Raw genomic sequence first — 26,521 nt, 5'->3', positions numbered from 1 at the left:
TTTGAGCGGTCAAGGGCGTTTTGTGTGATTTTTTAAATAACAAGCTCTTGATTTGCGTCAAAAACATTTACCCCAAAGGGGCTATTTTCTCACTCCCGATGTTAAATGTGAGCTGACGAAGAGGAGGGATAATGAAAGTTTGTGGCGTACGTCATGTTCGGGTATACTACTTTCCCGTCCTGGTTATTCCATCGTTTCACCCTAACTTCTCAGGTTCAGCATGACAACGAACTATATTTTTGTGACCGGCGGGGTCGTATCCTCTCTGGGTAAAGGCATTGCCGCAGCCTCCCTCGCAGCCATTCTTGAAGCCCGTGGCCTCAACGTGACCATCATGAAACTGGATCCGTATATCAACGTCGATCCGGGTACCATGAGCCCAATCCAACACGGGGAAGTGTTCGTTACTGAAGACGGCGCTGAAACCGACCTGGACCTGGGTCATTACGAGCGTTTCATTCGCACCAAAATGAGCCGCCGCAACAACTTCACTACGGGTCGTATCTACTCTGACGTTCTGCGCAAAGAGCGTCGTGGCGACTATCTGGGGGCGACCGTACAGGTTATCCCGCACATCACCAACGCTATCAAAGAACGCGTGCTGGAAGGCGGCGAAGGCCATGACGTTGTCCTGGTTGAAATCGGTGGCACCGTCGGTGATATCGAATCTCTGCCGTTCCTTGAAGCGATTCGACAACTGGCGGTTGATATCGGTCGTGAACACGCGCTGTTCATGCACCTGACCCTGGTACCTTACCTGGCCGCCGCGGGTGAAGTTAAAACCAAACCGACCCAGCACTCTGTGAAAGAACTGCTGTCCATCGGTATTCAGCCTGATGTCCTGATTTGTCGTTCCGATCGCACCGTTCCGGCAAATGAGCGCGCAAAAATTGCATTGTTCTGTAACGTGCCGGAAAAAGCCGTTATTTCAATGAAAGATGTCGATTCCATTTATAAAATTCCAGGCCTGTTGAAATCGCAGGGCCTGGACGATTATATTTGTAAACGATTCAGCTTGAACTGTCCGGAAGCTAACCTGTCTGAATGGGAACAGGTTATTTATGAAGAAGCGAATCCGGCAGGCGAAGTGACTATCGGCATGGTGGGCAAGTACATCGAACTGCCGGATGCCTACAAGTCCGTTATCGAAGCGCTGAAACACGGTGGTCTGAAAAATCGTGTGACCGTCAACATTAAGCTTATCGATTCGCAGGATGTTGAAACGCGTGGTGTCGAAATCCTGAAAGATTTGGACGCTATCCTGATCCCTGGCGGCTTTGGCTACCGTGGTGTGGAAGGGAAGATCGCCACTGCACGCTATGCGCGTGAGAACAATATTCCTTATCTGGGCATTTGCCTGGGTATGCAGGTTGCGTTGATTGAGTTTGCGCGTAATGTCGCCGGTATGGACAACGCCAACTCGACGGAATTTGTGCCAGACTGTAAGTACCCGGTTGTGGCGCTGATTACCGAATGGCGTGACGAAGAAGGCAACGTTGAGGTTCGTACTGAGAAGAGCGATCTCGGCGGCACGATGCGTCTGGGCGCGCAGCAGTGTCAGCTTGGCGACGATAGTCTGGTTCGTCAACTGTACGGCGCACCGACCATTGTTGAGCGTCATCGCCATCGTTACGAAGTCAACAATATGCTGTTGAAACAGATTGAAGCTGCGGGTCTGCGTGTTGCAGGCCGTTCCGGTGATGATCAGTTGGTCGAGATCATTGAGGTACCGAATCATCCGTGGTTCGTGGCCTGTCAGTTCCATCCGGAATTTACTTCCACGCCACGTGATGGACATCCGCTGTTTGCTGGCTTTGTGAAAGCCGCCAGCGAGCATCAGAAGCGTCAGGCGAAGTAAGAAGTAAAAAAGTTAGAACGGCAACGCGTACCAAAGGTACGCGTTGTTTGTCTGGAGTTTTAGTTTAACTTGTACTGAGGAAAACCTAATGTCCAAAATCGTTAAAGTCATCGGTCGTGAAATCATCGACTCCCGTGGTAACCCGACTGTTGAAGCCGAAGTACACCTGGAAGGTGGTTTCGTCGGTATGGCAGCAGCTCCGTCAGGTGCTTCTACGGGTTCCCGCGAAGCGCTGGAACTGCGCGATGGCGACAAATCCCGCTTCATGGGTAAAGGCGTACTGAAAGCTGTTGGCGCGGTTAACGGCCCGATTGCTCAGGCAATCCTTGGCAAAGATGCCAAAGATCAGGCTGGCATCGACAAAATCATGATCGACCTGGACGGTACTGAAAATAAATCCAACTTCGGTGCAAACGCCATCCTGGCTGTGTCTCTGGCAAACGCCAAAGCTGCTGCTGCCGCTAAAGGCATGCCGCTGTACGAGCACATCGCTGAGCTGAACGGTACTCCGGGCAAATACTCCATGCCGGTTCCGATGATGAACATCATCAACGGTGGTGAGCACGCTGACAACAACGTCGACATCCAGGAATTCATGATTCAGCCGGTTGGCGCGAAAACCCTGAAAGAAGCCGTACGTATGGGTTCTGAAGTGTTCCATAACCTGGCTAAAGTTCTGAAAGCGAAAGGCATGAACACGGCTGTGGGTGACGAAGGTGGCTACGCGCCGAACCTGGGTTCTAACGCAGAAGCGCTGGCTGTTATCGCTGAAGCGGTTAAAGCAGCAGGTTACGAGCTGGGCAAAGACATCACTCTGGCGATGGACTGTGCAGCATCTGAATTCTACAAAGACGGTAAATACGTTCTGGCGGGCGAAGGCAACAAAGCGTTCACCTCTGAAGAGTTCACTCACTTCCTGGAAGACCTGACCAAACAGTACCCGATCGTTTCTATCGAAGACGGTCTGGACGAGTCTGACTGGGATGGTTTTGCTTACCAGACCAAAGTACTGGGCGACAAAATCCAGCTGGTTGGTGACGATCTGTTCGTAACCAACACCAAGATCCTGAAAGAAGGTATCGAGAAAGGCATCGTTAACTCCATCCTGATCAAATTCAACCAGATCGGTTCTCTGACCGAAACGCTGGCTGCAATCAAGATGGCGAAAGACGCTGGCTACACGGCTGTCATCTCTCACCGTTCCGGTGAAACTGAAGATGCAACCATCGCTGACCTGGCTGTTGGTACCGCTGCAGGCCAGATCAAAACCGGTTCTATGAGCCGTTCTGACCGCGTTGCTAAATACAACCAGCTGATTCGTATCGAAGAAGCGCTGGGTGAAAAAGCACCGTACAACGGTCGTAAAGAGATCAAAGGCCAGTAATTTATTACTGCCGCTTTACGCTCTGAAAAACCCGCTTCGGCGGGTTTTTTTATGCCTGCGGTTAGCGCAGCCGCTGCGCATGACCAGGAAGACGAAATCTGCGATAATTACAGATTATCCCTTTAACAGAGAACGCTATGCAGTACCCGATTAACGAGATGTTCCAGACCCTGCAAGGTGAGGGTTACTTTACCGGCGTCCCCGCCATTTTTATTCGTTTACAGGGATGCCCGGTCGGCTGTGCCTGGTGCGATACCAAACACACCTGGGATAAGCTTGAGGATCGGGAAGTTTCCCTGTACAGCATCCTGGCGAAAACCAAAGAGAGCGATAAATGGGGCGCGGCGAGCAGCGAAGATCTGTTGGCCGTGATTGGCCGACAAGGGTACACCGCGCGTCATGTGGTGATTACCGGCGGCGAGCCCTGTATCCATGACCTGATGCCACTTACTGATTTGCTGGAAAAAAATGGATTCAGCTGCCAGATAGAGACCAGCGGTACGCATGAAGTGCGCTGCACACCCAATACCTGGGTGACCGTTTCGCCAAAGGTGAACATGCGTGGTGGTTATGACGTTCTTTCACAGGCCCTGGAACGCGCGAATGAGATTAAACATCCGGTCGGTCGCGTGCGTGACATTGAAGCGCTGGACGAACTGCTTGCCACGCTGAGCGACGACAAACCGCGAGTGATTGCGCTGCAACCCATCAGTCAGAAAGAGGATGCCACACGCCTGTGCATCGAAACCTGCATCGCGCGCAACTGGCGCCTGTCGATGCAGACGCACAAATATCTGAATATTGCCTGATAAAAAGCCCGGCGGGTTAACCTGTCGGGCTTATCTGTAGGCCGGATAAGACGTTTCGCGTCGCCATCCGGCAAGACGAAACATTTACTCGCCGCGATAGACGCAGCCCGCCGTACAGGTTTCTTTCACCATCACGGCGCTCAACAGGGGGAGTGACGGTTTGACCTGATCCCAAATCCATTTTGCCAGCACTTCGCTGGTCGGATTTTCCAGACCGGGAATATCGTTCAGGTAGTAATGATCGAGCCTGTCGTAAGTTGGCTTGAACGCGGCTTTTAATTCGGCGAAATCGATAATCCAGCCTGTATGTGGACAGACTTCACCGGTGACTTCAAGGCGCACCATAAAGGAGTGTCCGTGCAGACGGCCACATTTATGCCCTTCAGGAACATGGGGCAGATGGTGAGCGGCTTCGAAGGTGAAATCTTTAAACAGGGTGGTGGTCATCTTAAACTCTCAGTCAGGCAAAAAACCGCCGTAGGGTACCGGAAAGTACATTTTTTATCATTAACTAAAACGGCTTTCCGTCGCAGATTACGTCATTCATCAACTTTATAGGAGATAAGTTCATATATTTCATGTGGTTATTTAATCGTTTTTGTTGTTAATAACTATAACTAAAACAGGTTAGTCCATTTGGTTATTTGTTATTTCCATCCCTTCTTTAATTGTTACTATCACCGCCGTTACCCTTATCTTCAGTTTGGGTTTTATTGCTTAAATCCGCTTTGCTTACTGGAACATAACGACGCATGACGACACAGGCCCCACCTTCCGCTTTGCTTCCGCTGAACCCGGAGCAACTGGCCCGCCTTCAGGCGGCCACTACCGATCTCTCGCCCATGCAGCTTGCATGGGTTTCTGGCTATTTCTGGGGCACGCTGAATCAGCAACCCGGCGCGACCGTTGCGACGCCGGCCCCCGTTGCTGAAATGCCGGGCATCACATTGATCTCCGCGTCACAAACGGGCAATGCGCGTCGTGTGGCAGAAGCGCTGCGTGACGACCTGCTGGCGGCAAAGCTCAGCGTCACGCTGGTGAACGCAGGCGACTACAAATTCAAACAAATCGCCAATGAGAAACTGCTGGTTATCGTCACGTCTACACAGGGTGAAGGCGAGCCGCCGGAAGAAGCCGTCGCGCTGCATAAGTTCCTGTTCTCTAAAAAAGCGCCGAAGCTCGAAAACACGGCATTTGCTATTTTTGGTCTGGGTGATACGTCATACGAGTTTTTCTGTCAGTCAGGCAAAGATTTTGACAGCAAACTGGCGGAACTTGGCGGTGAGCGTTTGCTGGATCGCGTTGACGCCGATGTGGAATACCAGGCCGCCGCCGCCGAGTGGCGTACCCGTGTGGTTGAGGTGTTGAAATCACGTGCGCCGGTTGCGACACAGACTCCGTCGATTGCCAGCGGAGCGGTGAATGAGATCCACTCCAGCCCGTATACCAAAGAAGCGCCGCTGAGCGCGGCGTTGTCCGTGAATCAAAAAATCACCGGCCGTGATTCAGAGAAAGATGTTCGCCATATTGAAATCGATCTCGGTGAGTCGGGTCTGCGCTACCAGCCTGGCGACGCGCTGGGCGTCTGGTATCAGAACGATCCTGCGCTGGTGAAAGAGATAGTGGAACTGGTCTGGCTGAAAGGTGATGAGCCCGTGACGGTCAATGGCCAGTCTCTGTCGCTGTCCGACGCGTTACAGTGGCATGTCGAACTGACCGTCAATACCGCCAATATCGTTGAAAACTATGCCACCTTAACGCGCAGTGAATCGCTGTTGCCGCTGGTTGGCGACAGGGCACAGTTGCAGCATTATGCGACGACAACGCCGGTTGTCGATATGCTGCGTTTTTCGCCAGCACAGCTGGATGCACAGGCGTTGGTCGACCTGTTACGTCCGTTGACGCCGCGCCTTTACTCTATTGCGTCGTCTCAGGCTGAAGTGGAGAACGAAGTGCACATCACCGTCGGTGCGGTGCGTTATGAAGTGGAAGGTCGCGCGCGCGCCGGCGGCGCATCCAGCTTCCTCGCCGATCGCGTTGAAGAAGAGGGTGAAGTGCGTGTGTTCATCGAACATAACGATAACTTCCGTCTGCCGACGAACCCTGAAACGCCGGTGATTATGATTGGTCCAGGTACGGGCATCGCGCCGTTCCGCGCCTTCATGCAGCAGCGCGCCGCTGATGAAGCATCAGGTAAAAACTGGCTGTTTTTTGGCAATCCCCACTTTACTGAAGATTTCCTCTACCAGGTGGAATGGCAGCGTTACGTCAAAGAGGGCGTACTGAGCCGTATCGATCTCGCCTGGTCACGAGATCAAAAAGAAAAAGTTTACGTACAAGACAAACTGCGCGAACAGGGCGCAGAACTGTGGCGCTGGATTAATGACGGTGCGCATATTTATGTCTGCGGCGACGCTAATCGCATGGCGAAAGACGTTGAGCAGGCATTGCTGGAAGTGATTGCTGAATTCGGCGCGATGGACGCGGAATCAGCGGATGAATTTTTAAGTGAGCTGCGCGTTGAGCGCCGTTATCAGCGAGATGTCTACTAATGAGCGAAAAACATCCAGGGCCCCTGGTGGTCGAAGGTAAACTGACGGACGCCGAGCGCATGAAGCTGGAAAGCAACTATCTGCGCGGCACCATTGCTGAGGATCTGAATGACGGTCTCACCGGCGGTTTTAAAGGTGATAACTTCCTGCTGATCCGTTTTCACGGCATGTACCAGCAGGATGACCGTGATATCCGCGCCGAGCGTGCAGAACAGAAGCTGGAGCCGCGTCACGCGATGCTGCTTCGCTGCCGTCTGCCGGGCGGTGTCATCACCACCAAACAGTGGCAGGCGATTGATAAGTTTGCCCATGACAACACCCTTTATGGCAGCATTCGCCTGACCAACCGACAGACGTTTCAGTTCCACGGCATCCTGAAGAAGAACGTGAAGCCGGTGCACCAGATGCTGCACTCCGTTGGGCTGGACGCGCTGGCAACCGCCAACGACATGAACCGTAACGTGCTGTGCACCTCGAACCCGTACGAGTCAGAGCTGCATGCCGAAGCTTACGAATGGGCGAAAAAGATATCCGAGCATCTGCTGCCGCGTACCCGCGCCTATGCTGAAATTTGGCTCGATCAGGAAAAAGTCGCGACCACCGATGAGGAGCCGATCCTCGGTCAGACCTATCTGCCGCGTAAGTTCAAAACCACGGTGGTGATCCCGCCGCAGAACGATATCGATCTGCATGCTAACGACATGAACTTTGTCGCGGTTGCGGAAAATGGCAAGCTGGTAGGCTTTAACCTGTTGGTGGGCGGCGGTCTTTCCATCGAGCACGGTAACAAGAAAACCTACGCCCGTACGGCGAGCGAATTTGGCTATCTGCCGCTGGAGCACACGCTGGCTGTGGCGGAAGCCGTTGTCACCACGCAGCGTGACTGGGGTAACCGTACTGACCGTAAAAATGCGAAAACCAAATATACGCTGGAACGCGTGGGAGTCGAGACGTTCAAAGCGGAAGTGGAACGTCGTGCCGGCATCAAATTCGAACCGATTCGTCCGTACGAATTTACCGGTCGTGGCGATCGTATTGGCTGGGTGAAGGGCATCGACAATAAATGGCATCTGACGCTGTTTATCGAAAATGGTCGAATTCTCGATTATCCGGGACGTCCGCTGAAAACGGGCCTGCTGGAGATTTCGAAAATCCATAAAGGCGAGTTTCGTATTACCGCGAATCAGAATCTGATTATCGCGGGTGTACCGGAGAGCCAGAAGGCGAAGATTGAGAAGATCGCGCAAGTGAGCGGCCTGATGAACACGGTGACGCCGCAGCGTGAAAACTCCATGGCCTGCGTGTCTTTCCCAACCTGTCCGCTGGCGATGGCGGAGGCCGAGCGCTTCCTGCCGACGTTTATCGATAAAATTGATGGTTTGATGGCGAAGCATCATGTCAGTGACGAGCATATCGTGATGCGTGTGACGGGTTGCCCGAACGGCTGCGGCCGCGCGATGCTGGCAGAAGTCGGGCTGGTCGGGAAAGCGCCGGGACGCTACAACCTGCATCTTGGCGGTAACCGAATCGGCACGCGTATCCCGCGGATGTTCAAAGAGAACATCACCGAGCCGGAAATTCTCGACTCGCTGGACGAACTGATTGGGCGCTGGGCGAAAGAGCGAGAAGCGGGTGAAGGCTTCGGCGACTTTACGGTGCGTGCGGGCATTATTCGCCCGGTGCTCGATCCTGCCCGGGACTTCTGGGAATAACGTCTTATTGCCGGATGGCGGCGTGAACGCCTTATCCGGCCTACGGATTTTGTAGACGCCCGGTGGCCGTTGTAGGCCTGATAAGCGAAGCGCCATCAGGCAGTCAAACAGTCTTATTGCCGGATGGCGGCGTGAACGCCTTATCCGGTCTACGGATTTTGTAGACGCCCGGTGGCCGTTGTAGGCCTGATAAGCGAAGCGCCATCAGGCAGTCAAACAGTGAGGAACTTATGTCCAGACTCGATCTACACGCTCTGAACGCGCTGCCGAAAGTGGAGCGCGTGATGGCACTGGCTGAAACCAACAGCCAACTGGAAAAACTTGACGCTGAGGGGCGGGTAGCCTGGGCGCTGGAGAATTTGCCTGGCGAATACGTCCTCTCATCAAGCTTCGGGATTCAGGCGGCGGTGAGTCTGCATCTGGTCAATCAGATCCGCCCGGATATCCCGGTGATCCTGACCGATACCGGCTATCTTTTCCCGGAAACCTACCAGTTTATTGATGAGTTAACGGACAAGCTCAAACTGAATCTGAAGGTTTATTGCGCCCCCGAAAGCGCCGCCTGGCAGGAAGCACGTTATGGCAAACTGTGGGAGCAGGGCGTGGAAGGCATTGAGAAATACAATGAGATCAACAAAGTCGAACCGATGAACCGGGCGCTGCAGGAACTCAATGCGCAAACCTGGTTTGCGGGGTTGCGTCGCGAACAGTCCGGTAGTCGTGCGCATCTGCCCGTGCTGGCTATCCAGCGTGGGGTCTTTAAAGTGCTGCCAATTATCGACTGGGATAACCGCACGGTTTATCAGTACCTGCAAAAGCACGGGCTGAAGTATCACCCGTTGTGGGATCAGGGCTATCTTTCCGTGGGGGATACACATACCACGCGCAAATGGGAACCCGGCATGGCAGAAGAAGAGACACGTTTCTTTGGGTTGAAGCGTGAGTGCGGACTGCACGAAGGCTAAAATAAAAATCTGAAAATATTATCCCGGGCTGTTTTATAAATCGCTTTGTTTTACCCTTGGTGACGTTATTGCCGGAGGCAGTGACGTCAATTTAAAACTGAGGGATTAAATAAATGAAAAAGATTTTTTTTGTTGCGATGCTAACTCTGGTGTCTGGTTCTTCTTTTGCAGCAATTACTGATACTTGTCAGCAATACTTTGATGATGTTGATGCGTTGATTGTTCAGGCATCAAAAACCAGCGATCAGGCTAAACAGCAGATGGAAGCAATGAAACCTCAACTGGAAGAGGCTAAAAAGCAACTTGCAGCATTACCGGCTGAAAATCAGGATGCTGGCTGTAAACAAGGCGCTGCCGCACTGGTGCAAATGAAGCAGTCCATGGGCATTCAATAAGTTATTACAAAAGAGCGTAATGGAAATAAACGACGCTCAGCATAGTGTCACTCTTCGCGTCTTTTGCCGGATAGCAATATCGCTTTATCCGGCCGTATGATTAGCTCGCTTTCGCTAATTCTTTCACCAGCGGCAGCATAATGCGCATGACGTCGCGATTGCGATGTTCAATACGTCCAGGCAGGGCTTTATCAATATGCTGTTGATTATCCAGACGTACATCGTGCCAGCTATTTCCTGCCGGGAAAGAGGCGGTTTTGGCGCGCTGCTGGTAACCATCTTTCTTGCCGAGATTCCAGTTCGTCGCCTCGACGGAAAGCACCGAAATTCCCGCTTTATCGAAAACCTCTGCGTCGTTGCAACAACCAGTGCCTTTTGGATAATCCTTGTTCAGGCCAGGATTAGTGGTAGCGACAATACCATGACTGCGCGCGAGAGCTAATGCCCGGTCGCGGGTTAATTTGCGCACGGCTTCCGGGGTATTTTGCCCACTATTAAAATACAACTTATCGCCGACGATCAGGTTATCGAGGTTAATCACCAACAGTGTGTTTTTCTTCTCGGCCGCGCTCATGCGTTTGAGCAGGTTTTCGGCCCCCAGTTTTCCCTCTTCCTCGCCGCTGGTGGCAATAAAGCGAATACCGTATTCGGTAGGCACATTTTTCAGGCGTTCTGCCAGTTCGAGCATAACGCCCAGTCCGGCGGCGTTATCATCCACACCTTGCAGTGTCAGACCGCCAAGATTTGCATCGCTATCGGTGTCACTTTGCGGGGCGTAGGTGTCCAGATGCGCCATGATAATAATCTGCTGCGGGGCTTTGCCTTCATGAGCGGCAATGACGGTACTGCCGGTCACGTTATGCCAGTTTTTGCGGTTATTTTTAGCGGTATAAATGTAGCGACTGTTGAACGTGCGGATATCGCTGCGATAGCCCATTTGCTCAAACTGCTGGCGTAAATAGTCGGCAGACAACATTTCTGCCGGGGAACCGGTCATCCTTCCCGGGAAAACGGTCGCAATATGACGGGTCTGCGTTGTCGCAAAATCGCCCGGTTTTGGGGATGACGCCTGAGCGGGGACAATAAAGCATACGCCGAGCGCCAGGAGAGCAGAAAGACGGCGCGTTGCGGAAAACATAGTGAATCCTTAATAGCCAGCGGGGGAAACCCTGAATACAAAGCAAAAATTTTAATCCATCTAGTATGAAACGGTGACCTCGCTAAGACAATTTCATTTGCTCTTAAATGCCCGAATTCCGGCGGGTTAAGCACTTTTTGATATTTGCTTTGCCAGATCGTTATTCCTTTGAGGAACTACTCATTCCAATTCGTAATTTCATTCGTTCTCCTGCGCTCCCTATAGTCGGGTTATCTGACGTGCTCGACATTCGCGGTATTGTAAAGGAACGGTTATGGACCAAAAACGACTCACCCACCTGCGACAGCTGGAGGCCGAAAGCATCCACATCATTCGCGAGGTGGCGGCTGAATTCTCTAACCCGGTAATGCTGTACTCCATCGGCAAGGATTCCAGCGTCATGCTGCATCTTGCCCGTAAGGCATTCTACCCGGGGTCGTTGCCGTTCCCGTTGCTGCATGTCGATACCGGCTGGAAGTTCCGCGAGATGTATGAATTCCGCGATCGTACTGCCAAAGCGTACGGCTGCGAGCTGCTGGTGCATAAAAACCCGGAAGGGGTGGCGATGGGCATCAACCCGTTTGTCCACGGCAGCGCCAAGCACACCGACATCATGAAAACAGAAGGACTGAAGCAGGCGCTGAACAAATACGGTTTTGACGCCGCATTTGGCGGCGCGCGTCGCGATGAAGAAAAGTCGCGGGCGAAAGAGCGCATCTACTCCTTTCGCGACCGCTTTCACCGCTGGGACCCTAAAAACCAGCGTCCTGAACTGTGGCACAACTACAACGGGCAGATTAACAAAGGCGAAAGCATCCGCGTTTTCCCGCTCTCCAACTGGACCGAACAGGATATCTGGCAGTACATCTGGCTGGAAAATATTGAGATCGTCCCGCTGTATCTGGCGGCAGAACGCCCGGTACTGGAGCGCGATGGCATGTTAATGATGATCGATGACGATCGCATCGACCTGCAGCCCGGCGAGATGATCAAAAAACGGATGGTTCGTTTCCGTACCCTCGGCTGCTGGCCGCTGACCGGCGCCGTGGAGTCAAACGCGCAAACGCTGCCGGAAATTATTGAAGAGATGCTGGTCTCGACCACCAGTGAACGTCAGGGCCGCGTGATTGACCGCGACCAGGCGGGCTCTATGGAGCTGAAGAAACGTCAGGGGTATTTCTAAGGAGCCGCCATGAACACCACACTTGCACAACAAATCGCCAATGAAGGCGGCGTCGAAGCCTGGATGGTCGCCCAACAACATAAAAGTCTGCTGCGCTTTTTAACCTGCGGCAGCGTGGATGACGGCAAAAGTACGCTGATCGGTCGCCTGTTGCACGATACGCGTCAGATTTATGAAGATCAGTTGTCATCGCTGCACAACGACAGTAAACGCCACGGCACGCAGGGAGAGAAGCTGGATCTGGCGCTGCTGGTGGATGGCCTGCAGGCCGAGCGCGAGCAGGGGATTACCATTGACGTGGCGTATCGCTATTTCTCTACCGAGAAGCGTAAATTTATCATTGCCGATACCCCTGGGCATGAGCAATACACCCGTAATATGGCGACCGGCGCATCAACCTGCGATCTGGCGATCCTGCTGATTGACGCCCGTAAAGGCGTGCTGGATCAGACTCGTCGTCACAGCTTCATCTCAACGCTGCTGGGGATCAAACACCTGGTGGTGGCGATCAACAAAATGGATCTGGTCGACTACAGCGAAGAGACTTTTGCACGCATTCGCGAAGATTATCTGACCTTTGCTGAACAGTTGCCGGGCAATCTGGATATCCGCTTTGTGCCACTTTCTGCGCTGGAAGGTGACAACGTGGCCTCCCAGAGCACTAGCATGCCGTGGTACAGCGGCCCGACCTTACTTGAAGTGCTGGAGACGGTTGAGATCCAGCGTGTGGTCGACAGCCAGCCAATGCGCTTCCCTGTGCAGTACGTAAACCGTCCGAACCTCGATTTTCGGGGCTATTCCGGCACATTGGCCTCTGGTCGCGTTAAGGTGGGACAGCGCGTGAAGGTGCTGCCATCCGGCGTGGAATCCAGCGTGGCGCGGATCGTCACCTTTGATGGCGATCTGGACGAAGCCTTTGCCGGTGAAGCCATTACCCTTGTCCTGAAAGACGAGATTGATATCAGCCGTGGCGATCTGCTGCTGGCGGCGGACGAAAGCCTGCCGGCGGTACAGCACGCTGCTGTCGATGTGGTCTGGATGGCGGAACAGCCGTTGGCGCCGGGACAACGTTACGAAATCAAAATCGCGGGCAAAAAGACCCGTGCGCGCGTTGATAACGTTCAGTATCAGGTGGATATCAACAATCTGACGCAGCGTGAGGTGGACAATCTGCCGCTGAACGGCATTGGTCTGGTGAATCTGACCTTTGATGAGCCGCTGGTACTGGATACTTATCAGCAGAACCCGGTGACCGGCGGGCTGATTTTTATTGATCGTCTGAGTAACGTCACCGTGGGTGCCGGTATGGTCCGCGAACCGATTGTGCAGGAGACCGCTGCGCCGTCAGAATTCAGCGCCTTTGAGCTGGAGCTGAATGCGCTGGTGCGTCGTCACTTCCCGCACTGGGGCGCTCGCGATCTGCTGGGAGGGAAATAATGGCGCAGCATGACGAAAACATCGTCTGGCATGCCCATCCCGTCACGCCGCAACAGCGCGAGCAACATCACGGTCATCGTGGTGCTGTGCTGTGGTTTACCGGGCTGTCGGGGTCCGGTAAATCGTCGATCGCCGGGGCGCTGGAAGAAGCGCTGCATCAACTGGGCGTCAGTACCTATCTGCTGGATGGCGATAACGTTCGCCACGGCCTGTGCAGCGATCTGGGGTTCAGCGATGCCGATCGTAAAGAGAACATCCGTCGCGTGGGCGAAGTGGCAAACCTGATGGCGGATGCCGGTCTGGTGGTGCTGACGGCGTTCATTTCTCCGTACCGCGCGGAGCGGCAGATGGTGCGTGAGCGCGTCGGTGAAGGACGCTTCATTGAAGTGTTCGTGGATACGCCGCTGGAAATCTGCGAGGCCCGCGATCCGAAAGGATTATATAAAAAAGCGCGCGCCGGCGAGTTGCGCAATTTCACCGGAATTGATTCCGTATACGAAGCGCCTGAATCGCCTGAGGTTCATCTTAATGGCGAACAATTAGTAACAAATTTGGTCGCCCAATTATTAGACCTGCTCAGACAGAGCGATATTATCAGATCCTGAGACACCTGACTTGTGTGTACAGTCAGTCAAGGTTACAGGATTTAATATGCGCGATAGCCAGAACATCACACTCACAACGACAGACGCGTTTGCTACTGATGACGAAACCACCTGGTCGCTGCCGGGCGCCGTGGTGGGTTTCGTGTCATGGCTGCTGGCGTTGGGGATCCCCTTTCTGGTGTATGGCCCTAACACATTGTTTTTCTTCATCTACACCTGGCCTTTCTTCCTGGCGCTGATGCCCGTTGCGGTCGTCGTGGGTATCGCGCTGCATTCCCTGCTCAACGGCAAATTGCGCTACAGCATTATCATAACCCTGCTGACCGTTTGCGCGATGTTCGGCGCATTGTTTATGTGGCTGCTGGGCTAAAGCGCGACCACTGTCCATAATTCAAACCGTAACTAACAATGAGATGATGTTCTCAGGGTTCTGGGTATACGTTATAAAGGGCAATTGTGGTACATTTGCCCGCGTTGTTGCGGCTTTCCCGCCCGCAAACGTCGTGTCGTTTGCGGAAGTATGGGAGGATGATGCCGTTTTTCAGGGGGCAGGATGGGTAAACTAACGCTGCTGTTGCTGGCTTTACTGGTCTGGCTACAGTATTCGCTGTGGTTCGGTAAGAACGGCATACATGATTACAGTCGCGTCAATGATGACGTGGCGGCGCAGCAGGCGACAAACGCCAAACTTAAAGCACGTAACGATCAGCTCTTTGCCGAAATTGACGATCTCAATGGCGGTCAGGAGGCTATCGAGGAGCGTGCACGCAACGAACTCAGCATGACTAAGCCGGGCGAAACGTTTTATCGTCTGGTGCCCGACGCGTCTAAACGCGCGCAAACTGCGGGGCAAAATACTCGTTAAACCAGCCCAGGAAATCACATGGCAGCCACTTTTTTGGATGTTTGCGCCGTGGTGCCGGCGGCCGGATTTGGCCGCCGTATGCAAACGGAATGTCCGAAGCAATATCTCTCAGTCGGTAATAAAACCATTCTCGAACACTCGGTCTCTGCGCTGCTGGCGCATCCCCGGGTGACCCGCGTGATCATCGCTATCAGCCCTGGCGACAGCCGCTTTGCTCAACTTCCTCTGGCGCAGCATCCGCACATTACCGTCGTGGACGGGGGAAATGAACGGGCAGACTCCGTGCTGGCTGGATTACAGGCCGCCGGAAACGCTGAATGGGTGCTGGTGCATGATGCGGCGCGTCCCTGTCTGCATCAGGATGATTTAGCGCGCCTGCTGGCGATTAGCGAAACCAGCCGCACCGGCGGGATCCTCGCCGTACCGGTGCGCGACACCATGAAACGCGCGGAGCCGGGCAAAACGGCCATCGCCCATACCGTTGAACGCAACGATTTATGGCACGCGCTGACGCCGCAATTTTTCCCTCGTGAACTGCTGCATGACTGCCTGACGCGTGCGCTGAATGAAGGGGCGACCATCACCGATGAAGCGTCGGCGCTGGAATATTGCGGCTTCCATCCACAACTTGTTGAAGGACGAGCTGATAACATCAAAGTGACTCGTCCGGAAGATTTAGCGCTGGCTGAATTTTATCTGACCCGAACAATCCATCTGGAGGATGCATAATGCGAATTGGACACGGTTTTGACGTACACGCCTTTGGCGGTGAAGGCCCAATTATCATTGGTGGCGTGCGCATCCCGTATGAAAAGGGGCTGCTGGCGCATTCTGATGGCGATGTTGCGCTGCATGCGCTCACCGACGCGCTGCTTGGCGCGGCGGCGCTGGGTGACATTGGCAAGCTGTTTCCGGATACCGATCCGGCGTTTAAAGGCGCGGACAGTCGCGAGTTGCTGCGTGAAGCCTGGCGTCGGATCCAGGCCAAAGGCTACGCCCTGGGCAACGTCGATGTGACCATTATTGCTCAGGCACCGAAGATGCTGCCGCACATTCCGCAAATGCGCGTGTTTATTGCTGAAGATCTCGGTTGTCACATGGATGATGTGAACGTGAAAGCAACCACCACCGAAAAACTCGGTTTTACCGGACGTGGGGAAGGGATTGCCTGCGAAGCGGTGGCGTTACTCATTAAGGCCGCGAAATGACAGAGTTTGATAATCTCACGTATCTCCACGGAAAACCGCAAAGCACTGGGTTGCTGAAAGCCAGTCCGGAAGATTTTGTGGTGGTCGAAGATTTAGGTTTCGAACCGGATGGCGAAGGTGAGCACATTCTGGTGCGTATTCTCAAAAGCGGCTGTAATACCCGTTTTGTCGCCGACGCGCTGGCGAAGTTTCTGAAAATTCATGTCCGCGAAGTGAGCTTCGCCGGGCAAAAGGATAAGCATGCGGTCACTGAACAGTGGCTATGCGCGCGCGTACCGGGCAAAGAAATGCCCGACCTGAGCGCTTTCCAGCTTGAAGGCTGCAAGGTGCTGGAATACGCACGTCACAAACGCAAGCTACGTTTAGGCGCGCTGAAGGGCAATGCGTTCACGCTGGTGCTGCGCGAAGTCAGCCATCGTGACGAGGTAGAATCTCGTCTACAGGCGATAAACACCGGCGGTGTACCAAACTATTTTGGCGCTCAGCGTTTTGGCATTGGTGGCAGCAATCTGCAAGGCGCGCTGCGCTGGGCGCAAAGCGATGCGCCTGTGCGGGATCGCAATAAACGCAGTTTTTGGTTGTCGGCGGCCCGCAGTGCGTTGTTTAATCAAATTGTCAGCGAGCGTCTGAAAAAAACAGACTTTAATCAAGTTGTTGACGGCGATGCGCTACAATTAGCGGGACGCGGAAGCTGGTTTGTCGCCACACAAGAAGAATTGGCGGAATTACAGCGTCGTGTCGATGAAAAAGAATTGATGGTGACGGCTTCACTTCCCGGCAGCGGCGAGTGGGGAACCCAGCGGGATGCGCTGGCGTTCGAACAGTCCGCGATTGCCGAAGAGTGCGAGTTGCAGTCACTGCTGCTGCGCGAAAAAGTCGAGGCTTCGCGAAGAGCGATGCTGCTCTATCCGCAGCAATTAAGCTGGAACTGGTGGGATGATGTCACTGTTGAGTTACGTTTTTGGCTGCCCGCGGGGAGCTTCGCCACCAGCGTTGTGAGGGAACTGATCAACACAATGGGTGATTATGCGCATATTGCTGAGTAACGATGATGGGGTCCACGCGCCCGGTATACAAACGCTGGCAAAAGCCCTGCGGGAGTTTGCTGACGTACAGGTCGTCGCCCCGGATCGGAACCGCAGTGGCGCGTCAAACTCGCTGACGCTTGAATCTTCTCTCCGGACGTTTACCTTTGAAAACGGCGACATCGCCGTGCAGATGGGGACGCCCACCGACTGTGTTTATCTGGGTGTCAATGCGCTCATGCGTCCGCGTCCAGATATTGTGGTGTCAGGAATTAACGCCGGCCCCAACCTGGGGGATGACGTTATTTATTCCGGCACCGTCGCGGCGGCGATGGAAGGGCGTCATCTTGGTTTTCCTGCGCTTGCCGTATCGTTAGACGGACATCAGCATTACGAGACTGCTGCGGCCATCACCTGTCGGATCTTACGCGCACTGCGTCGGGAACCGCTGCGTACCGGGCGGATCCTCAACATCAACGTGCCCGACTTACCGCTGGAGCAGATCAAAGGCATCCGCGTGACGCGCTGCGGTAGCCGTCATCCGGCAGACAAAGTGATCCCGCAGGAAGATCCGCGCGGTAACACGTTGTACTGGATTGGCCCACCGGGCGATAAATGCGACGCCGGGCCTGATACCGATTTTGCGGCCGTAGATGAAGGTTACGTGTCCATTACGCCGTTGCATGTGGATTTAACCGCGCACAGCGCGCATGATGTGGTTTCCGACTGGTTAGATAGCGTGGGAGTTGGCACGCAATGGTAAGCAGACGCGTACAGACGCTTCTTGAACAATTGCGCGCGCAGGGGATTCGCGATGAGCAGGTGCTTAATGCCCTGGCCGCGGTGCCGCGTGAGAAATTTATTGATGAAGCGTTTGAACATAAGGCCTGGGACAATATCGCGTTGCCGATAGGTCAGGGACAGACGATTTCGCAACCGTACATGGTGGCGCGAATGACCGAACTGCTCGAACTGACCCCGCAGTCGCGGGTGCTGGAAATTGGCACCGGTTCCGGGTATCAGACGGCGATACTGGCGCACCTGGTACAGCAGGTTTGTTCCGTCGAACGCATTAAAGGTCTGCAATGGCAGGCGCGTCGCCGTCTGAAGCAGCTCGATTTACACAATGTTTCAACTCGTCACGGTGATGGATGGCAAGGCTGGCAGGCACGCGCGCCATTTGACGCTATTATTGTGACGGCAGCTCCGCCGGAAATTCCGACCGCGTTGATGACGCAACTGGATGAAGGCGGCATTCTCGTCTTGCCCGTGGGGGATGAGCATCAGTTTCTGAAACGGGTGCGTCGTCGGGGCGGCGAATTTATTATCGACACCGTGGAGGCGGTACGTTTTGTTCCCTTAGTAAAAGGGGAACTCGCGTAAGACGCGGTTCCGAATACCTGGAGTTTTCCTGGAGTTTTTGGAACGGGTCAGCGTATCGTGGTCACATTTTCCAGTGCCCATTTGCTGTCTGCACGATTATACGTCACTGGTTGTTAACCAATTTTTCCTGGGGGATAAATGAGCGCGGGAAGCCCAAAATTCACCGTTAGCCGCATTGCGGCACTGTCACTGGTTTCGCTATGGCTGGCGGGTTGTTCAAATTCATCGAATCCGCCTGCGCCGGTAAGCTCAGTCAATGGTAATGCCCCGGCGAATACCAGTTCCGGTATGCTGATCACGCCGCCACCGAAGATGGGGACGTCGTCATCCGCCTCGCAGACACCACAAATTCAACCGGTGCAGCGCCCGACGACGCAACCGACGCACGTTCAGCCGGTAGCCGAGCAACCCGTGCAGATGGAAAACGGACGAATTGTCTACAACCGCCAGTATGGGAACATTCCGAAAGGTAGCTACAGCGGCGGCAGCACCTACACTGTTAAAAAAGGCGACACGCTTTTTTACATCGCCTGGATAACCGGGAACGATTTCCGTGACCTGGCGCAGCGCAACAATGTCCAGGCACCGTATGGCCTGAACGTCGGACAAACGCTACAGGTAGGTAACGCATCAGGTGCGCCAATTACCGGTGGTAATGCGATTACCCGGGCCGATGCAGCAGAGCAAGGAGTTGTGACCAGGCCTGCACAAAATTCCGCCGTTGCTGTTGCGTCTAAACCGACAATTACGTATTCTGAGGATTCAGGTGAACAAAGTGCTAACAAAATGTTGCCGAACAACAAGCCTGCTGGGACAGTCGTCACAGCGCCTGTAACGGCTCCAGCAGTTAGTGCAACCGAATCGACAGCAAGCAGTTCGTCTACCAGTTCGCCAATCTCCACATGGCGCTGGCCGACTGACGGCAAAGTGATCGAGAACTTTGGGGCTTCCGAGGGAGGCAATAAAGGGATCGACATTGCGGGCAGTAAGGGACAGGCTATTATCGCGACCGCCGATGGGCGCGTGGTCTATGCCGGTAACGCTCTGCGCGGTTACGGTAATCTTATTATCATCAAACACAACGATGATTACCTGAGTGCCTACGCTCATAACGATACAATGCTGGTCCGGGAACAACAAGAAGTGAAGGCAGGACAAAAAATAGCGACGATGGGTAGCACCGGAACCAGTTCTACACGTTTGCATTTTGAAATTCGTTACAAGGGGAAATCCGTAAACCCGCTGCGTTATTTACCGCAGCGATAAAGCGGCGGAACCAGGCTGACACTTGCTAGTTCCGTCAAGGGATCACGGGTAGGAGCCACCTTATGAGTCAGAATACGCTGAAAGTTCATGATTTAAATGAAGATGCGGAGTTTGATGAGAACGGAGTTGAGGTTTTTGACGAAAAAGCCTTAGTTGAAGAGGAACCCAGTGATAACGATTTGGCTGAAGAAGAGCTGTTATCGCAGGGGGCCACACAGCGTGTGTTGGACGCGACTCAGCTTTACCTTGGTGAGATTGGTTATTCGCCACTGTTAACGGCCGAAGAAGAAGTGTATTTTGCGCGTCGCGCACTGCGTGGAGATGTCGCCTCTCGCCGTCGGATGATTGAAAGTAACCTGCGTCTGGTGGTGAAAATTGCCCGCCGTTATGGCAATCGTGGTCTGGCGCTGCTGGATCTGATTGAAGAGGGCAATCTGGGGCTTATCCGTGCCGTCGAGAAGTTTGACCCGGAACGCGGGTTCCGCTTCTCAACATACGCAACCTGGTGGATTCGCCAGACGATTGAACGGGCTATTATGAACCAAACCCGTACTATTCGACTGCCGATTCACATCGTTAAAGAGCTGAACGTCTATCTGCGTACCGCGCGTGAGTTGTCCCATAAACTGGACCACGAACCCAGCGCGGAAGAAATTGCAGAGCAACTGGATAAGCCGGTTGATGACGTTAGCCGTATGCTTCGTCTTAACGAGCGCATTACCTCGGTAGACACCCCGTTGGGTGGCGATTCCGAAAAAGCGTTGCTGGATATCCTGGCCGATGAGAAAGAGAACGGTCCGGAAGACACCACGCAAGATGACGATATGAAACAGAGCATCGTCAAATGGCTGTTCGAACTGAACGCCAAACAGCGTGAAGTGCTGGCACGTCGTTTCGGTCTGCTGGGTTATGAAGCGGCGACACTGGAAGATGTAGGCCGTGAAATCGGTCTGACTCGTGAACGTGTTCGTCAGATTCAGGTTGAAGGCCTACGCCGTCTGCGTGAAATCCTGCAGACTCAGGGGCTGAATATCGAAGCGCTGTTCCGCGAGTAAGTACTGTTCTAACAAGAAAGGCCAGCCTCTTTGAGGCTGGCCTTTTTCTTTCTGGCTTTTTTGCTGTGGTTTCGCAGGTGAAAGCAGACGGGGGCATTTTCATGCATACTCAGGTTCGTCAATCGGGCATCATTTTCTTGATTAACAGGGTGAATTGCGCACGTTCCTCGTCATTCAACCGTCCCAGAAATTCCTCATCCACCTGGTTTCCCAGCGGCATGCATACTTTCAGCAAGGCTTCTCCCTCCGTGGTCAGATAAACGAAGCGGCGACGTTTATCCAGCGGATCGTTCTCACGCCTCACCAGCCTGCGTTTTTCCATCCGGCTCAGCATTTCAGCCAGCGTCGCTTTGGTACTGACGGCGGCCTCCATCAGATTAACCTGTTCAATGCCGGGACGTTCCGCAATGGCACGCATCACTGCGTATTGCGGTTTAGTGAGATCCGGCAACTCGTGCTGCCAACGCGCCGTATGTTGCTGAAAAAGCTGGCGTAACAGGTGAAACGCTTTATTCCGTAACTCCATGAAAACTCCAGGCTGAAAATCGTGTCTCCTATCATAACGGGTAACGTCGCGTTTTTTAACGAGGAAAGCTTAAGCTATACGTGCGAAAAAGAGTGGGCGATCTTGTCGCTGCGGTTGTATAGGGGTAATTTAGATAAAACGTTCGTATACGAACAATTTGTGGAGTGATGGATGAGATTGATTGTGGGGATGACGGGGGCAACGGGTGCGCCGCTGGGCGTGGCGCTGTTGCAGGCATTGCAAAAAATGCCGGATGTGGAAACGCATCTGGTGATGTCGAAGTGGGCCAAAACGACCATTGAACTGGAAACGCCATACTGCGCACGCGATGTCGCTGGACTGGCGGATTATTGCCACAGCCCGGCGGATCAGGCGGCGACGATTTCGTCAGGTTCGTTTCGCACCGACGGCATGATCGTTATCCCCTGCAGTATGAAAACGTTGGCCGGAATTCGCGCCGGCTACGCCGAAGGTCTGGTGGGACGCGCCGCCGACGTAGTGCTGAAAGAAGGGCGCAAACTGGTGCTGGTGCCGCGTGAAATGCCGCTCAGCACGATTCATCTCGAAAACATGCTCGCGCTTTCTCGCATGGGTGTGGCAATGGTGCCGCCGATGCCCGCTTTCTACAACCATCCGCAAACCGTTGATGATATTACACAACACATTGTGGCCCGCATCCTGGACCAGTTTGCGCTGGAGCATCCGCACGCACGTCGCTGGCAGGGGTTGTCACAGGCACAAAATTTTTCACAGGAGAATGAATAATGGCATTTGATGATTTGCGCAGCTTTTTGCAGGCGCTCGACGACCAGGGGCAACTGCTGAAAATCAGTGAAGAGGTGAATGCAGAGCCGGATCTGGCGGCAGCCGCCAACGCCACTGGCCGTATTGGCGACGGTGCGCCGGCACTCTGGTTCGACAATATTCGCGGCTTCACCGATGCGCGCGTGGCGATGAACACCATCGGATCCTGGCAAAATCATGCCATTTCGTTGGGCTTGCCACCGAATACGCCGGTGAAAAAGCAGATTGATGAGTTTATCCGTCGCTGGGATAAGTTCCCGGTAGCCCCGGAGCGTCGCGAGAATCCGTCTTGGGCGGAAAACAGCGTCGATGGCGAAGAGATTAATCTGTTCGACCTTCTGCCACTGTTTCGCCTGAACGATGGGGATGGTGGGTTTTACCTGGATAAAGCCTGTGTGGTCTCCCGCGATCCGCTTGACCCTGAACATTTCGGCAAGCAAAACGTCGGGATCTACCGCATGGAAGTGAAGGGCAAGCGTAAGCTGGGCCTGCAGCCGGTACCGATGCACGATATCGCGCTGCATCTGCATAAGGCGGAAGAGCGCGGCGAGGACCTGCCGATCGCCATCACGCTGGGCAACGATCCTATCATCACGCTGATGGGCGCAACGCCGCTGAAATACGATCAGTCCGAATATGAGATGGCGGGTGCGCTGCGTGAAAGCCCGTATCCCATCGCCACCGCGCCGTTGACCGGGTTTGATGTACCGTGGGGATCGGAGGTGATCCTGGAAGGGGTGATTGAAAGCCGCAAACGCGAAATCGAAGGGCCGTTTGGCGAGTTCACCGGTCACTATTCCGGTGGTCGCAATATGACGGTGGTGCGTATCGATAAGGTTTCGTATCGCAGCAAACCGATTTTTGAATCGCTTTATCTGGGTATGCCGTGGACGGAAATCGACTATCTGATGGGGCCGGCCACCTGCGTGCCGCTGTATCAGCAACTGAAAGCGGAATTTCCGGAAGTGCAAGCGGTTAACGCGATGTACACCCACGGCCTGCTGGCGATTATCTCCACCAAAAAACGTTACGGTGGCTTTGCCCGCGCAGTGGGCCTGCGTGCGATGACCACGCCGCATGGCCTGGGTTACGTGAAGATGGTCATCATGGTTGATGAAGATGTTGACCCGTTCAACCTGCCGCAGGTGATGTGGGCGCTCTCTTCGAAGGTGAACCCGGCGGGTGACCTGGTTCAGCTACCGAATATGTCGGTACTGGAACTGGATCCAGGTTCAAGCCCTGCGGGGATCACCGACAAACTGATCATCGATGCCACCACGCCAGTCGCACCAGACAACCGTGGTCACTATAGCCAGCCGGTGGTGGATTTACCGGAAACCAAAGCCTGGGCTGAAAAACTGACATCGATGCTGGCTGCACGCAAATAAGGAGAAGAAGATGATTTGCCCACGTTGTGCTGATGAACATATTGAAGTGATGGCGACATCGCCGGTGAAAGATGTCTGGACGGTGTATCAGTGCCAGCACTGCCTTTATACCTGGCGTAATACGGAACCGCTGCGCCGCACCAGCCGCGAACATTATCCGCAGGCGTTTCGCATGACACAAAAAGATATTGATGACGCGCCGATGGTGCCGAGTATTCCGCCGCTGCTGGCGGAAGATAAACGTTAACGGAGTGCCGGATGGCGGCTGACGCCTTATCCGGCCTACGAAAGTACAGTACCGTGAGTGTGTAGGCCCGATACGCAAAGCGTCATCGGGCATTTCTCTTACACCAGACTTTTCAGACGATAGATCCACTCCAGCGCCTGACGGGGCGACAGGGAATCCGGATCGAGATTTTCCAGGGCTTCAACAGCGGGAGAGGTCTCTTCAGGGACGGACAGCAGCGACATCTGCGTGCCATCCACCTGCGTTGCCGCCGCGTTTGGCGAAATGCTTTCCAGCTCGCGTAGTTTCTGTCGCGCTCGTTTGATCACCTCTTTCGGAACGCCCGCCAGCGCCGCGACCGCCAGGCCGTAACTCTTACTGGCCGCACCATCCTGAACGCTGTGCATAAAGGCGATGGTATCGCCATGCTCCAGGGCATCCAGATGCACGTTGGCAACGCCTTCCATTTTCTCCGGCAGTTGTGTCAGCTCGAAATAGTGCGTCGCGAACAGCGTCAGCGCTTTGATCTTATTCGCCAGATTTTCTGCGCACGCCCACGCCAGCGACAGGCCGTCGTAAGTCGACGTCCCGCGGCCAATCTCATCCATCAACACCAGACTATTCTCGGTAGCGTTGTGCAGAATGTTGGCCGTTTCGGTCATCTCTACCATGAAGGTGGAGCGCCCGGAGGCCAGATCGTCCGCTGCGCCCACGCGGGTAAAGATGCGATCGATAGGACCAATCTCTACCTTCTGCGCCGGCACGTAGCTGCCGATATAGGCCAGCAGTGCAATCAGCGCGGTCTGGCGCATGTAGGTACTTTTACCGCCCATATTTGGCCCGGTAATGATCAGCATTCTGCGCTGCGGTGAGAGGTCCAGCGGATTGGCAATAAACGGCTCATTCAGCACCTGTTCCACTACCGGATGGCGACCTTCGGTAATCCGAATACCCGGTTTATCGCTAAAGGTCGGACAGGTGTAGTTCAGCGTATATGCGCGCTCGGCCAGGTTCACCAGTACGTCGAGTTCCGCCAGCGCACTGGCGCTCTGTTGCAGATCCGCCAGATGGGGCAGCAGCAGGTCGAACAGTTCATCATAGAGCTGTTTTTCCAGCGCCAGCGCTTTGCCCTTGGAGGTCAGGACTTTGTCTTCGTACTCTTTGAGTTCCGGGATGATGTAGCGCTCGGCGTTTTTCAGCGTCTGGCGACGAACGTAGTTGATTGGCGCGAGGTGGCTCTGCCCACGGCTGATCTGGATGTAATAACCGTGTACTGCGTTAAAGCCGACTTTCAGCGTGTCCAGTCCGGTACGCTCACGTTCGCGAATTTCCAGCCTGTCGAGATAGTCGGTCGCACCGTCTGCCAGCGCGCGCCACTCATCGAGTTCTTCGTTGTAGCCTGGTGCGATAACGCCGCCGTCACGGACCAGTACCGGTGGCGCGTCAACGACCGCACGTTCAAGCAGTTCCCGCAGTTCGGTGAATTCGCCCATTTTCTCGCGCAGCATCTGTACGGGGGCGCTGTCCACCGATTCCAGTTGCGCACGCAGTTCCGGCAACTGCTGGAAGGCGTGGCGCATGCGGGCGAGATCGCGAGGACGGGCGGTACGCAGTGCCAGACGCGCAAGAATACGTTCCAGATCGCCTACCTGACGCAGCACCGGCTGTAGTTCGCTGGTCGCATCCTGTAGCGAGCCGATAGTCTGCTGGCGTTCAGTCAGGATTTTCGTGTCACGTACCGGCATGTGCAGCCAGCGTTTGAGCATGCGGCTGCCCATCGGCGTTACGGTACAGTCGAGCACGGAGGCCAACGTGTTCTCTACGCCGCCCGCCAGGTTCTGGGTAATCTCCAGATTGCGGCGCGTCGCGGCATCCATGATGATGCTGTCCTGCTGGCGCTCCATGGTGATAGAGCGAATATGCGGCAGGGAAGTGCGTTGCGTGTCCTTGACGTATTGCAACAGGCAGCCGGCAGCGCAAAGCCCGCGCGGCGCGTTTTCAACGCCAAAGCCAATGAGATCGCGGGTACCAAACTGCAAATTCAACTGCTGACGGGCAGTATCAATTTCAAATTCCCACAGCGGGCGACGTCGTAATCCACGACGGCCTTCAATCAGCGCCATCTCAGCGAAGTCTTCGGCGTACAGCAGTTCCGCCGGATTGGTACGCTGCAGTTCGGCCGCCATCGTTTCCCGATCGGCCGGTTCGCTCACGCGAAAACGTCCGGAGCTGATATCCAGCGTGGCATAACCGTAGCCTTTGCTGTCCTGCCAGATGGCAGCCAGCAGGTTGTCCTGGCGCTCCTGTAACAGGGCTTCATCGCTGATGGTACCTGGAGTGACAATACGAACGACTTTACGCTCAACAGGCCCTTTGCTGGTGGCGGGATCGCCTATCTGCTCACAAATGGCGACGGATTCACCCTGATTCACCAGTTTGGCGAGGTAGTTTTCAACCGCGTGATGGGGAATGCCCGCCATCGGGATAGGTTCGCCTGCGGATGCGCCGCGCTTGGTCAGCGAAATGTCGAGCAGTTGCGACGCCCGTTTTGCATCGTCGTAAAAGAGTTCGTAAAAGTCGCCCATGCGATAGAAAAGCAGGATCTCCGGGTGCTGGGCTTTCAGCTTGAGATACTGCTGCATCATGGGGGTATGGGCGTCGAGATTATCGATTGTACTCATGGAGTTGTGTCCAGTTCCCTGAATGTAAATGGGTTGCGATACTTTTAGTTTTCGTT

26 protein-coding genes are annotated in these 26,521 nt (G+C 54.3%); 22 read left to right on the top strand and 4 right to left on the bottom strand.

Annotated features, from left to right (window positions below):
• The first annotated feature begins 220 nt into the window (after positions 1 to 220).
• From pyrG to queE, 3 genes are all read left to right on the top strand, one after another.
• The gene (pyrG, locus tag OGY35_RS09960) at positions 221 to 1,858 is read left to right on the top strand and encodes a glutamine hydrolyzing CTP synthase (protein ID WP_286632179.1); all 1,638 of its coding nucleotides are present in this window, start codon (positions 221 to 223) and stop codon (positions 1,856 to 1,858) included.
• An 88-nt stretch (positions 1,859 to 1,946) separates the two neighbouring features.
• The gene (gene eno / locus OGY35_RS09955) at positions 1,947 to 3,242 is read left to right on the top strand and encodes a phosphopyruvate hydratase (RefSeq protein ID WP_042322547.1); all 1,296 of its coding nucleotides are present in this window, start codon (positions 1,947 to 1,949) and stop codon (positions 3,240 to 3,242) included.
• Positions 3,243 to 3,379: 137 nt separating this feature from the next.
• Positions 3,380 to 4,051, top strand: a complete 672-nt coding sequence (gene queE / locus OGY35_RS09950) for a 7-carboxy-7-deazaguanine synthase QueE (RefSeq protein WP_042322555.1) — start codon at positions 3,380 to 3,382, stop codon at positions 4,049 to 4,051.
• A gap of 84 nt (positions 4,052 to 4,135) precedes the next feature.
• Here the strand turns inward: queE and queD are convergent, their stop codons facing one another.
• The gene (gene queD / locus OGY35_RS09945) at positions 4,136 to 4,498 is read right to left on the bottom strand and encodes a 6-carboxytetrahydropterin synthase QueD (RefSeq protein WP_152402449.1); all 363 of its coding nucleotides are present in this window, start codon (positions 4,496 to 4,498) and stop codon (positions 4,136 to 4,138) included.
• 305 nt (positions 4,499 to 4,803) lie between these two features.
• Between queD and cysJ the strand changes: the two genes are divergently transcribed.
• From cysJ to OGY35_RS09925, 4 genes are all read left to right on the top strand, one after another.
• Positions 4,804 to 6,603 carry an NADPH-dependent assimilatory sulfite reductase flavoprotein subunit gene (gene cysJ, locus OGY35_RS09940; RefSeq protein ID WP_286632178.1) on the top strand — a complete coding sequence of 600 codons (1,800 nt, stop codon included), beginning with the start codon at positions 4,804 to 4,806 and terminating at the stop codon, positions 6,601 to 6,603.
• Positions 6,603 to 8,315, top strand: coding sequence for an assimilatory sulfite reductase (NADPH) hemoprotein subunit (gene cysI / locus OGY35_RS09935; RefSeq protein WP_286632177.1), 1,713 nt, complete (start codon positions 6,603 to 6,605; stop codon positions 8,313 to 8,315). Before cysJ ends, cysI begins: the two co-directional genes overlap by 1 nt.
• 230 nt (positions 8,316 to 8,545) lie before the next feature.
• Positions 8,546 to 9,280 carry a phosphoadenosine phosphosulfate reductase gene (gene cysH / locus OGY35_RS09930; RefSeq protein ID WP_286632176.1) on the top strand — a complete coding sequence of 245 codons (735 nt, stop codon included), beginning with the start codon at positions 8,546 to 8,548 and terminating at the stop codon, positions 9,278 to 9,280.
• Between the two features lie 113 nt (positions 9,281 to 9,393).
• On the top strand, positions 9,394 to 9,675 hold the full coding sequence (locus tag OGY35_RS09925) for a DUF5339 domain-containing protein (RefSeq protein ID WP_178827941.1): 282 nt from the start codon (positions 9,394 to 9,396) through the stop codon (positions 9,673 to 9,675).
• A 100-nt stretch (positions 9,676 to 9,775) separates the two neighbouring features.
• Here OGY35_RS09925 and OGY35_RS09920 read toward each other — a convergent pair whose 3' ends face one another.
• The gene (locus OGY35_RS09920) at positions 9,776 to 10,813 is read right to left on the bottom strand and encodes an aminopeptidase (protein ID WP_152402460.1); all 1,038 of its coding nucleotides are present in this window, start codon (positions 10,811 to 10,813) and stop codon (positions 9,776 to 9,778) included.
• Between the two features lie 274 nt (positions 10,814 to 11,087).
• Here OGY35_RS09920 and cysD point away from each other — a divergent pair, with 274 nt between their 5' ends.
• The 12 genes from cysD to rpoS all read left to right on the top strand — a co-directional run bounded on the left by cysD (position 11,088) and on the right by rpoS (position 20,840).
• Complete coding sequence (gene cysD / locus OGY35_RS09915) at positions 11,088 to 11,996, top strand: sulfate adenylyltransferase subunit CysD (protein WP_042322572.1); 909 nt, start codon at positions 11,088 to 11,090, stop codon at positions 11,994 to 11,996.
• Between the two features lie 9 nt (positions 11,997 to 12,005).
• Positions 12,006 to 13,433 carry a sulfate adenylyltransferase subunit CysN gene (gene cysN / locus OGY35_RS09910; protein ID WP_286632175.1) on the top strand — a complete coding sequence of 476 codons (1,428 nt, stop codon included), beginning with the start codon at positions 12,006 to 12,008 and terminating at the stop codon, positions 13,431 to 13,433.
• Positions 13,433 to 14,038, top strand: coding sequence for an adenylyl-sulfate kinase (gene cysC, locus OGY35_RS09905; protein WP_286632174.1), 606 nt, complete (start codon positions 13,433 to 13,435; stop codon positions 14,036 to 14,038). Before cysN ends, cysC begins: the two co-directional genes overlap by 1 nt.
• Before the next feature lie 46 nt (positions 14,039 to 14,084).
• Positions 14,085 to 14,408 carry a DUF3561 family protein gene (locus OGY35_RS09900; protein WP_152402468.1) on the top strand — a complete coding sequence of 108 codons (324 nt, stop codon included), beginning with the start codon at positions 14,085 to 14,087 and terminating at the stop codon, positions 14,406 to 14,408.
• Positions 14,409 to 14,591: 183 nt separating this feature from the next.
• Positions 14,592 to 14,903, top strand: a complete 312-nt coding sequence (gene ftsB / locus OGY35_RS09895) for a cell division protein FtsB (RefSeq protein ID WP_042288707.1) — start codon at positions 14,592 to 14,594, stop codon at positions 14,901 to 14,903.
• A gap of 18 nt (positions 14,904 to 14,921) precedes the next feature.
• A complete protein-coding gene (gene ispD, locus OGY35_RS09890; RefSeq protein ID WP_152402470.1) occupies positions 14,922 to 15,632 on the top strand; it encodes a 2-C-methyl-D-erythritol 4-phosphate cytidylyltransferase in 711 nt (236 codons plus the stop codon).
• Positions 15,632 to 16,111: a 2-C-methyl-D-erythritol 2,4-cyclodiphosphate synthase gene (gene ispF, locus OGY35_RS09885; protein WP_152402472.1), complete on the top strand. Its 480-nt coding sequence runs from the start codon at positions 15,632 to 15,634 to the stop codon at positions 16,109 to 16,111. Before ispD ends, ispF begins: the two co-directional genes overlap by 1 nt.
• Positions 16,108 to 17,157 (top strand): tRNA pseudouridine(13) synthase TruD, encoded by a 1,050-nt coding sequence (gene truD, locus OGY35_RS09880; protein WP_152402474.1) that lies wholly within the window; start codon positions 16,108 to 16,110, stop codon positions 17,155 to 17,157. The genes ispF and truD overlap by 4 nt, the downstream gene beginning before the upstream one ends.
• Complete coding sequence (surE, locus tag OGY35_RS09875) at positions 17,138 to 17,899, top strand: 5'/3'-nucleotidase SurE (protein ID WP_152402476.1); 762 nt, start codon at positions 17,138 to 17,140, stop codon at positions 17,897 to 17,899. The genes truD and surE overlap by 20 nt, the downstream gene beginning before the upstream one ends.
• Positions 17,893 to 18,519, top strand: a complete 627-nt coding sequence (pcm, locus tag OGY35_RS09870; RefSeq protein ID WP_042322593.1) for a protein-L-isoaspartate O-methyltransferase — start codon at positions 17,893 to 17,895, stop codon at positions 18,517 to 18,519. The genes surE and pcm overlap by 7 nt, the downstream gene beginning before the upstream one ends.
• Positions 18,520 to 18,708: 189 nt before the next feature.
• Positions 18,709 to 19,785, top strand: a complete 1,077-nt coding sequence (nlpD, locus tag OGY35_RS09865) for a murein hydrolase activator NlpD (protein ID WP_306464037.1) — start codon at positions 18,709 to 18,711, stop codon at positions 19,783 to 19,785.
• Positions 19,786 to 19,847: 62 nt separating this feature from the next.
• Complete coding sequence (gene rpoS, locus OGY35_RS09860) at positions 19,848 to 20,840, top strand: RNA polymerase sigma factor RpoS (protein ID WP_000081550.1); 993 nt, start codon at positions 19,848 to 19,850, stop codon at positions 20,838 to 20,840.
• A gap of 118 nt (positions 20,841 to 20,958) precedes the next feature.
• On the opposite strand, the gene OGY35_RS09855 is transcribed toward rpoS, so the two are convergent.
• Positions 20,959 to 21,366: a MarR family winged helix-turn-helix transcriptional regulator gene (locus OGY35_RS09855; protein WP_286632173.1), complete on the bottom strand. Its 408-nt coding sequence runs from the start codon at positions 21,364 to 21,366 to the stop codon at positions 20,959 to 20,961.
• 171 nt (positions 21,367 to 21,537) lie between these two features.
• Here OGY35_RS09855 and OGY35_RS09850 point away from each other — a divergent pair, with 171 nt between their 5' ends.
• Genes OGY35_RS09850 through OGY35_RS09840 form a run of 3 tightly spaced genes read left to right on the top strand, consistent with a single transcriptional unit; the run spans position 21,538 to position 23,805 of the window.
• The gene (locus tag OGY35_RS09850) at positions 21,538 to 22,131 is read left to right on the top strand and encodes a non-oxidative hydroxyarylic acid decarboxylases subunit B (protein ID WP_178826319.1); all 594 of its coding nucleotides are present in this window, start codon (positions 21,538 to 21,540) and stop codon (positions 22,129 to 22,131) included.
• Positions 22,131 to 23,558: a non-oxidative hydroxyarylic acid decarboxylases subunit C gene (locus OGY35_RS09845; RefSeq protein ID WP_286632172.1), complete on the top strand. Its 1,428-nt coding sequence runs from the start codon at positions 22,131 to 22,133 to the stop codon at positions 23,556 to 23,558. The genes OGY35_RS09850 and OGY35_RS09845 overlap by 1 nt, the downstream gene beginning before the upstream one ends.
• Positions 23,559 to 23,568: 10 nt before the next feature.
• Complete coding sequence (locus OGY35_RS09840) at positions 23,569 to 23,805, top strand: non-oxidative hydroxyarylic acid decarboxylases subunit D (protein WP_178827462.1); 237 nt, start codon at positions 23,569 to 23,571, stop codon at positions 23,803 to 23,805.
• 98 nt (positions 23,806 to 23,903) lie between these two features.
• On the opposite strand, the gene mutS is transcribed toward OGY35_RS09840, so the two are convergent.
• Positions 23,904 to 26,465 (bottom strand): DNA mismatch repair protein MutS, encoded by a 2,562-nt coding sequence (gene mutS, locus OGY35_RS09835; protein WP_286632171.1) that lies wholly within the window; start codon positions 26,463 to 26,465, stop codon positions 23,904 to 23,906.
• Positions 26,466 to 26,521 lie beyond the last annotated feature (56 nt).

The organism is Citrobacter sp. Ct235 (genome assembly GCF_030332305.1).
In the GTDB taxonomy this organism is placed as follows: domain Bacteria; phylum Pseudomonadota; class Gammaproteobacteria; order Enterobacterales; family Enterobacteriaceae; genus Citrobacter_A; species Citrobacter_A telavivensis.
The sequence above is the reverse complement of the archived record's forward strand: the minus strand, read 5'-3'. Positions and strand labels throughout refer to the sequence as shown.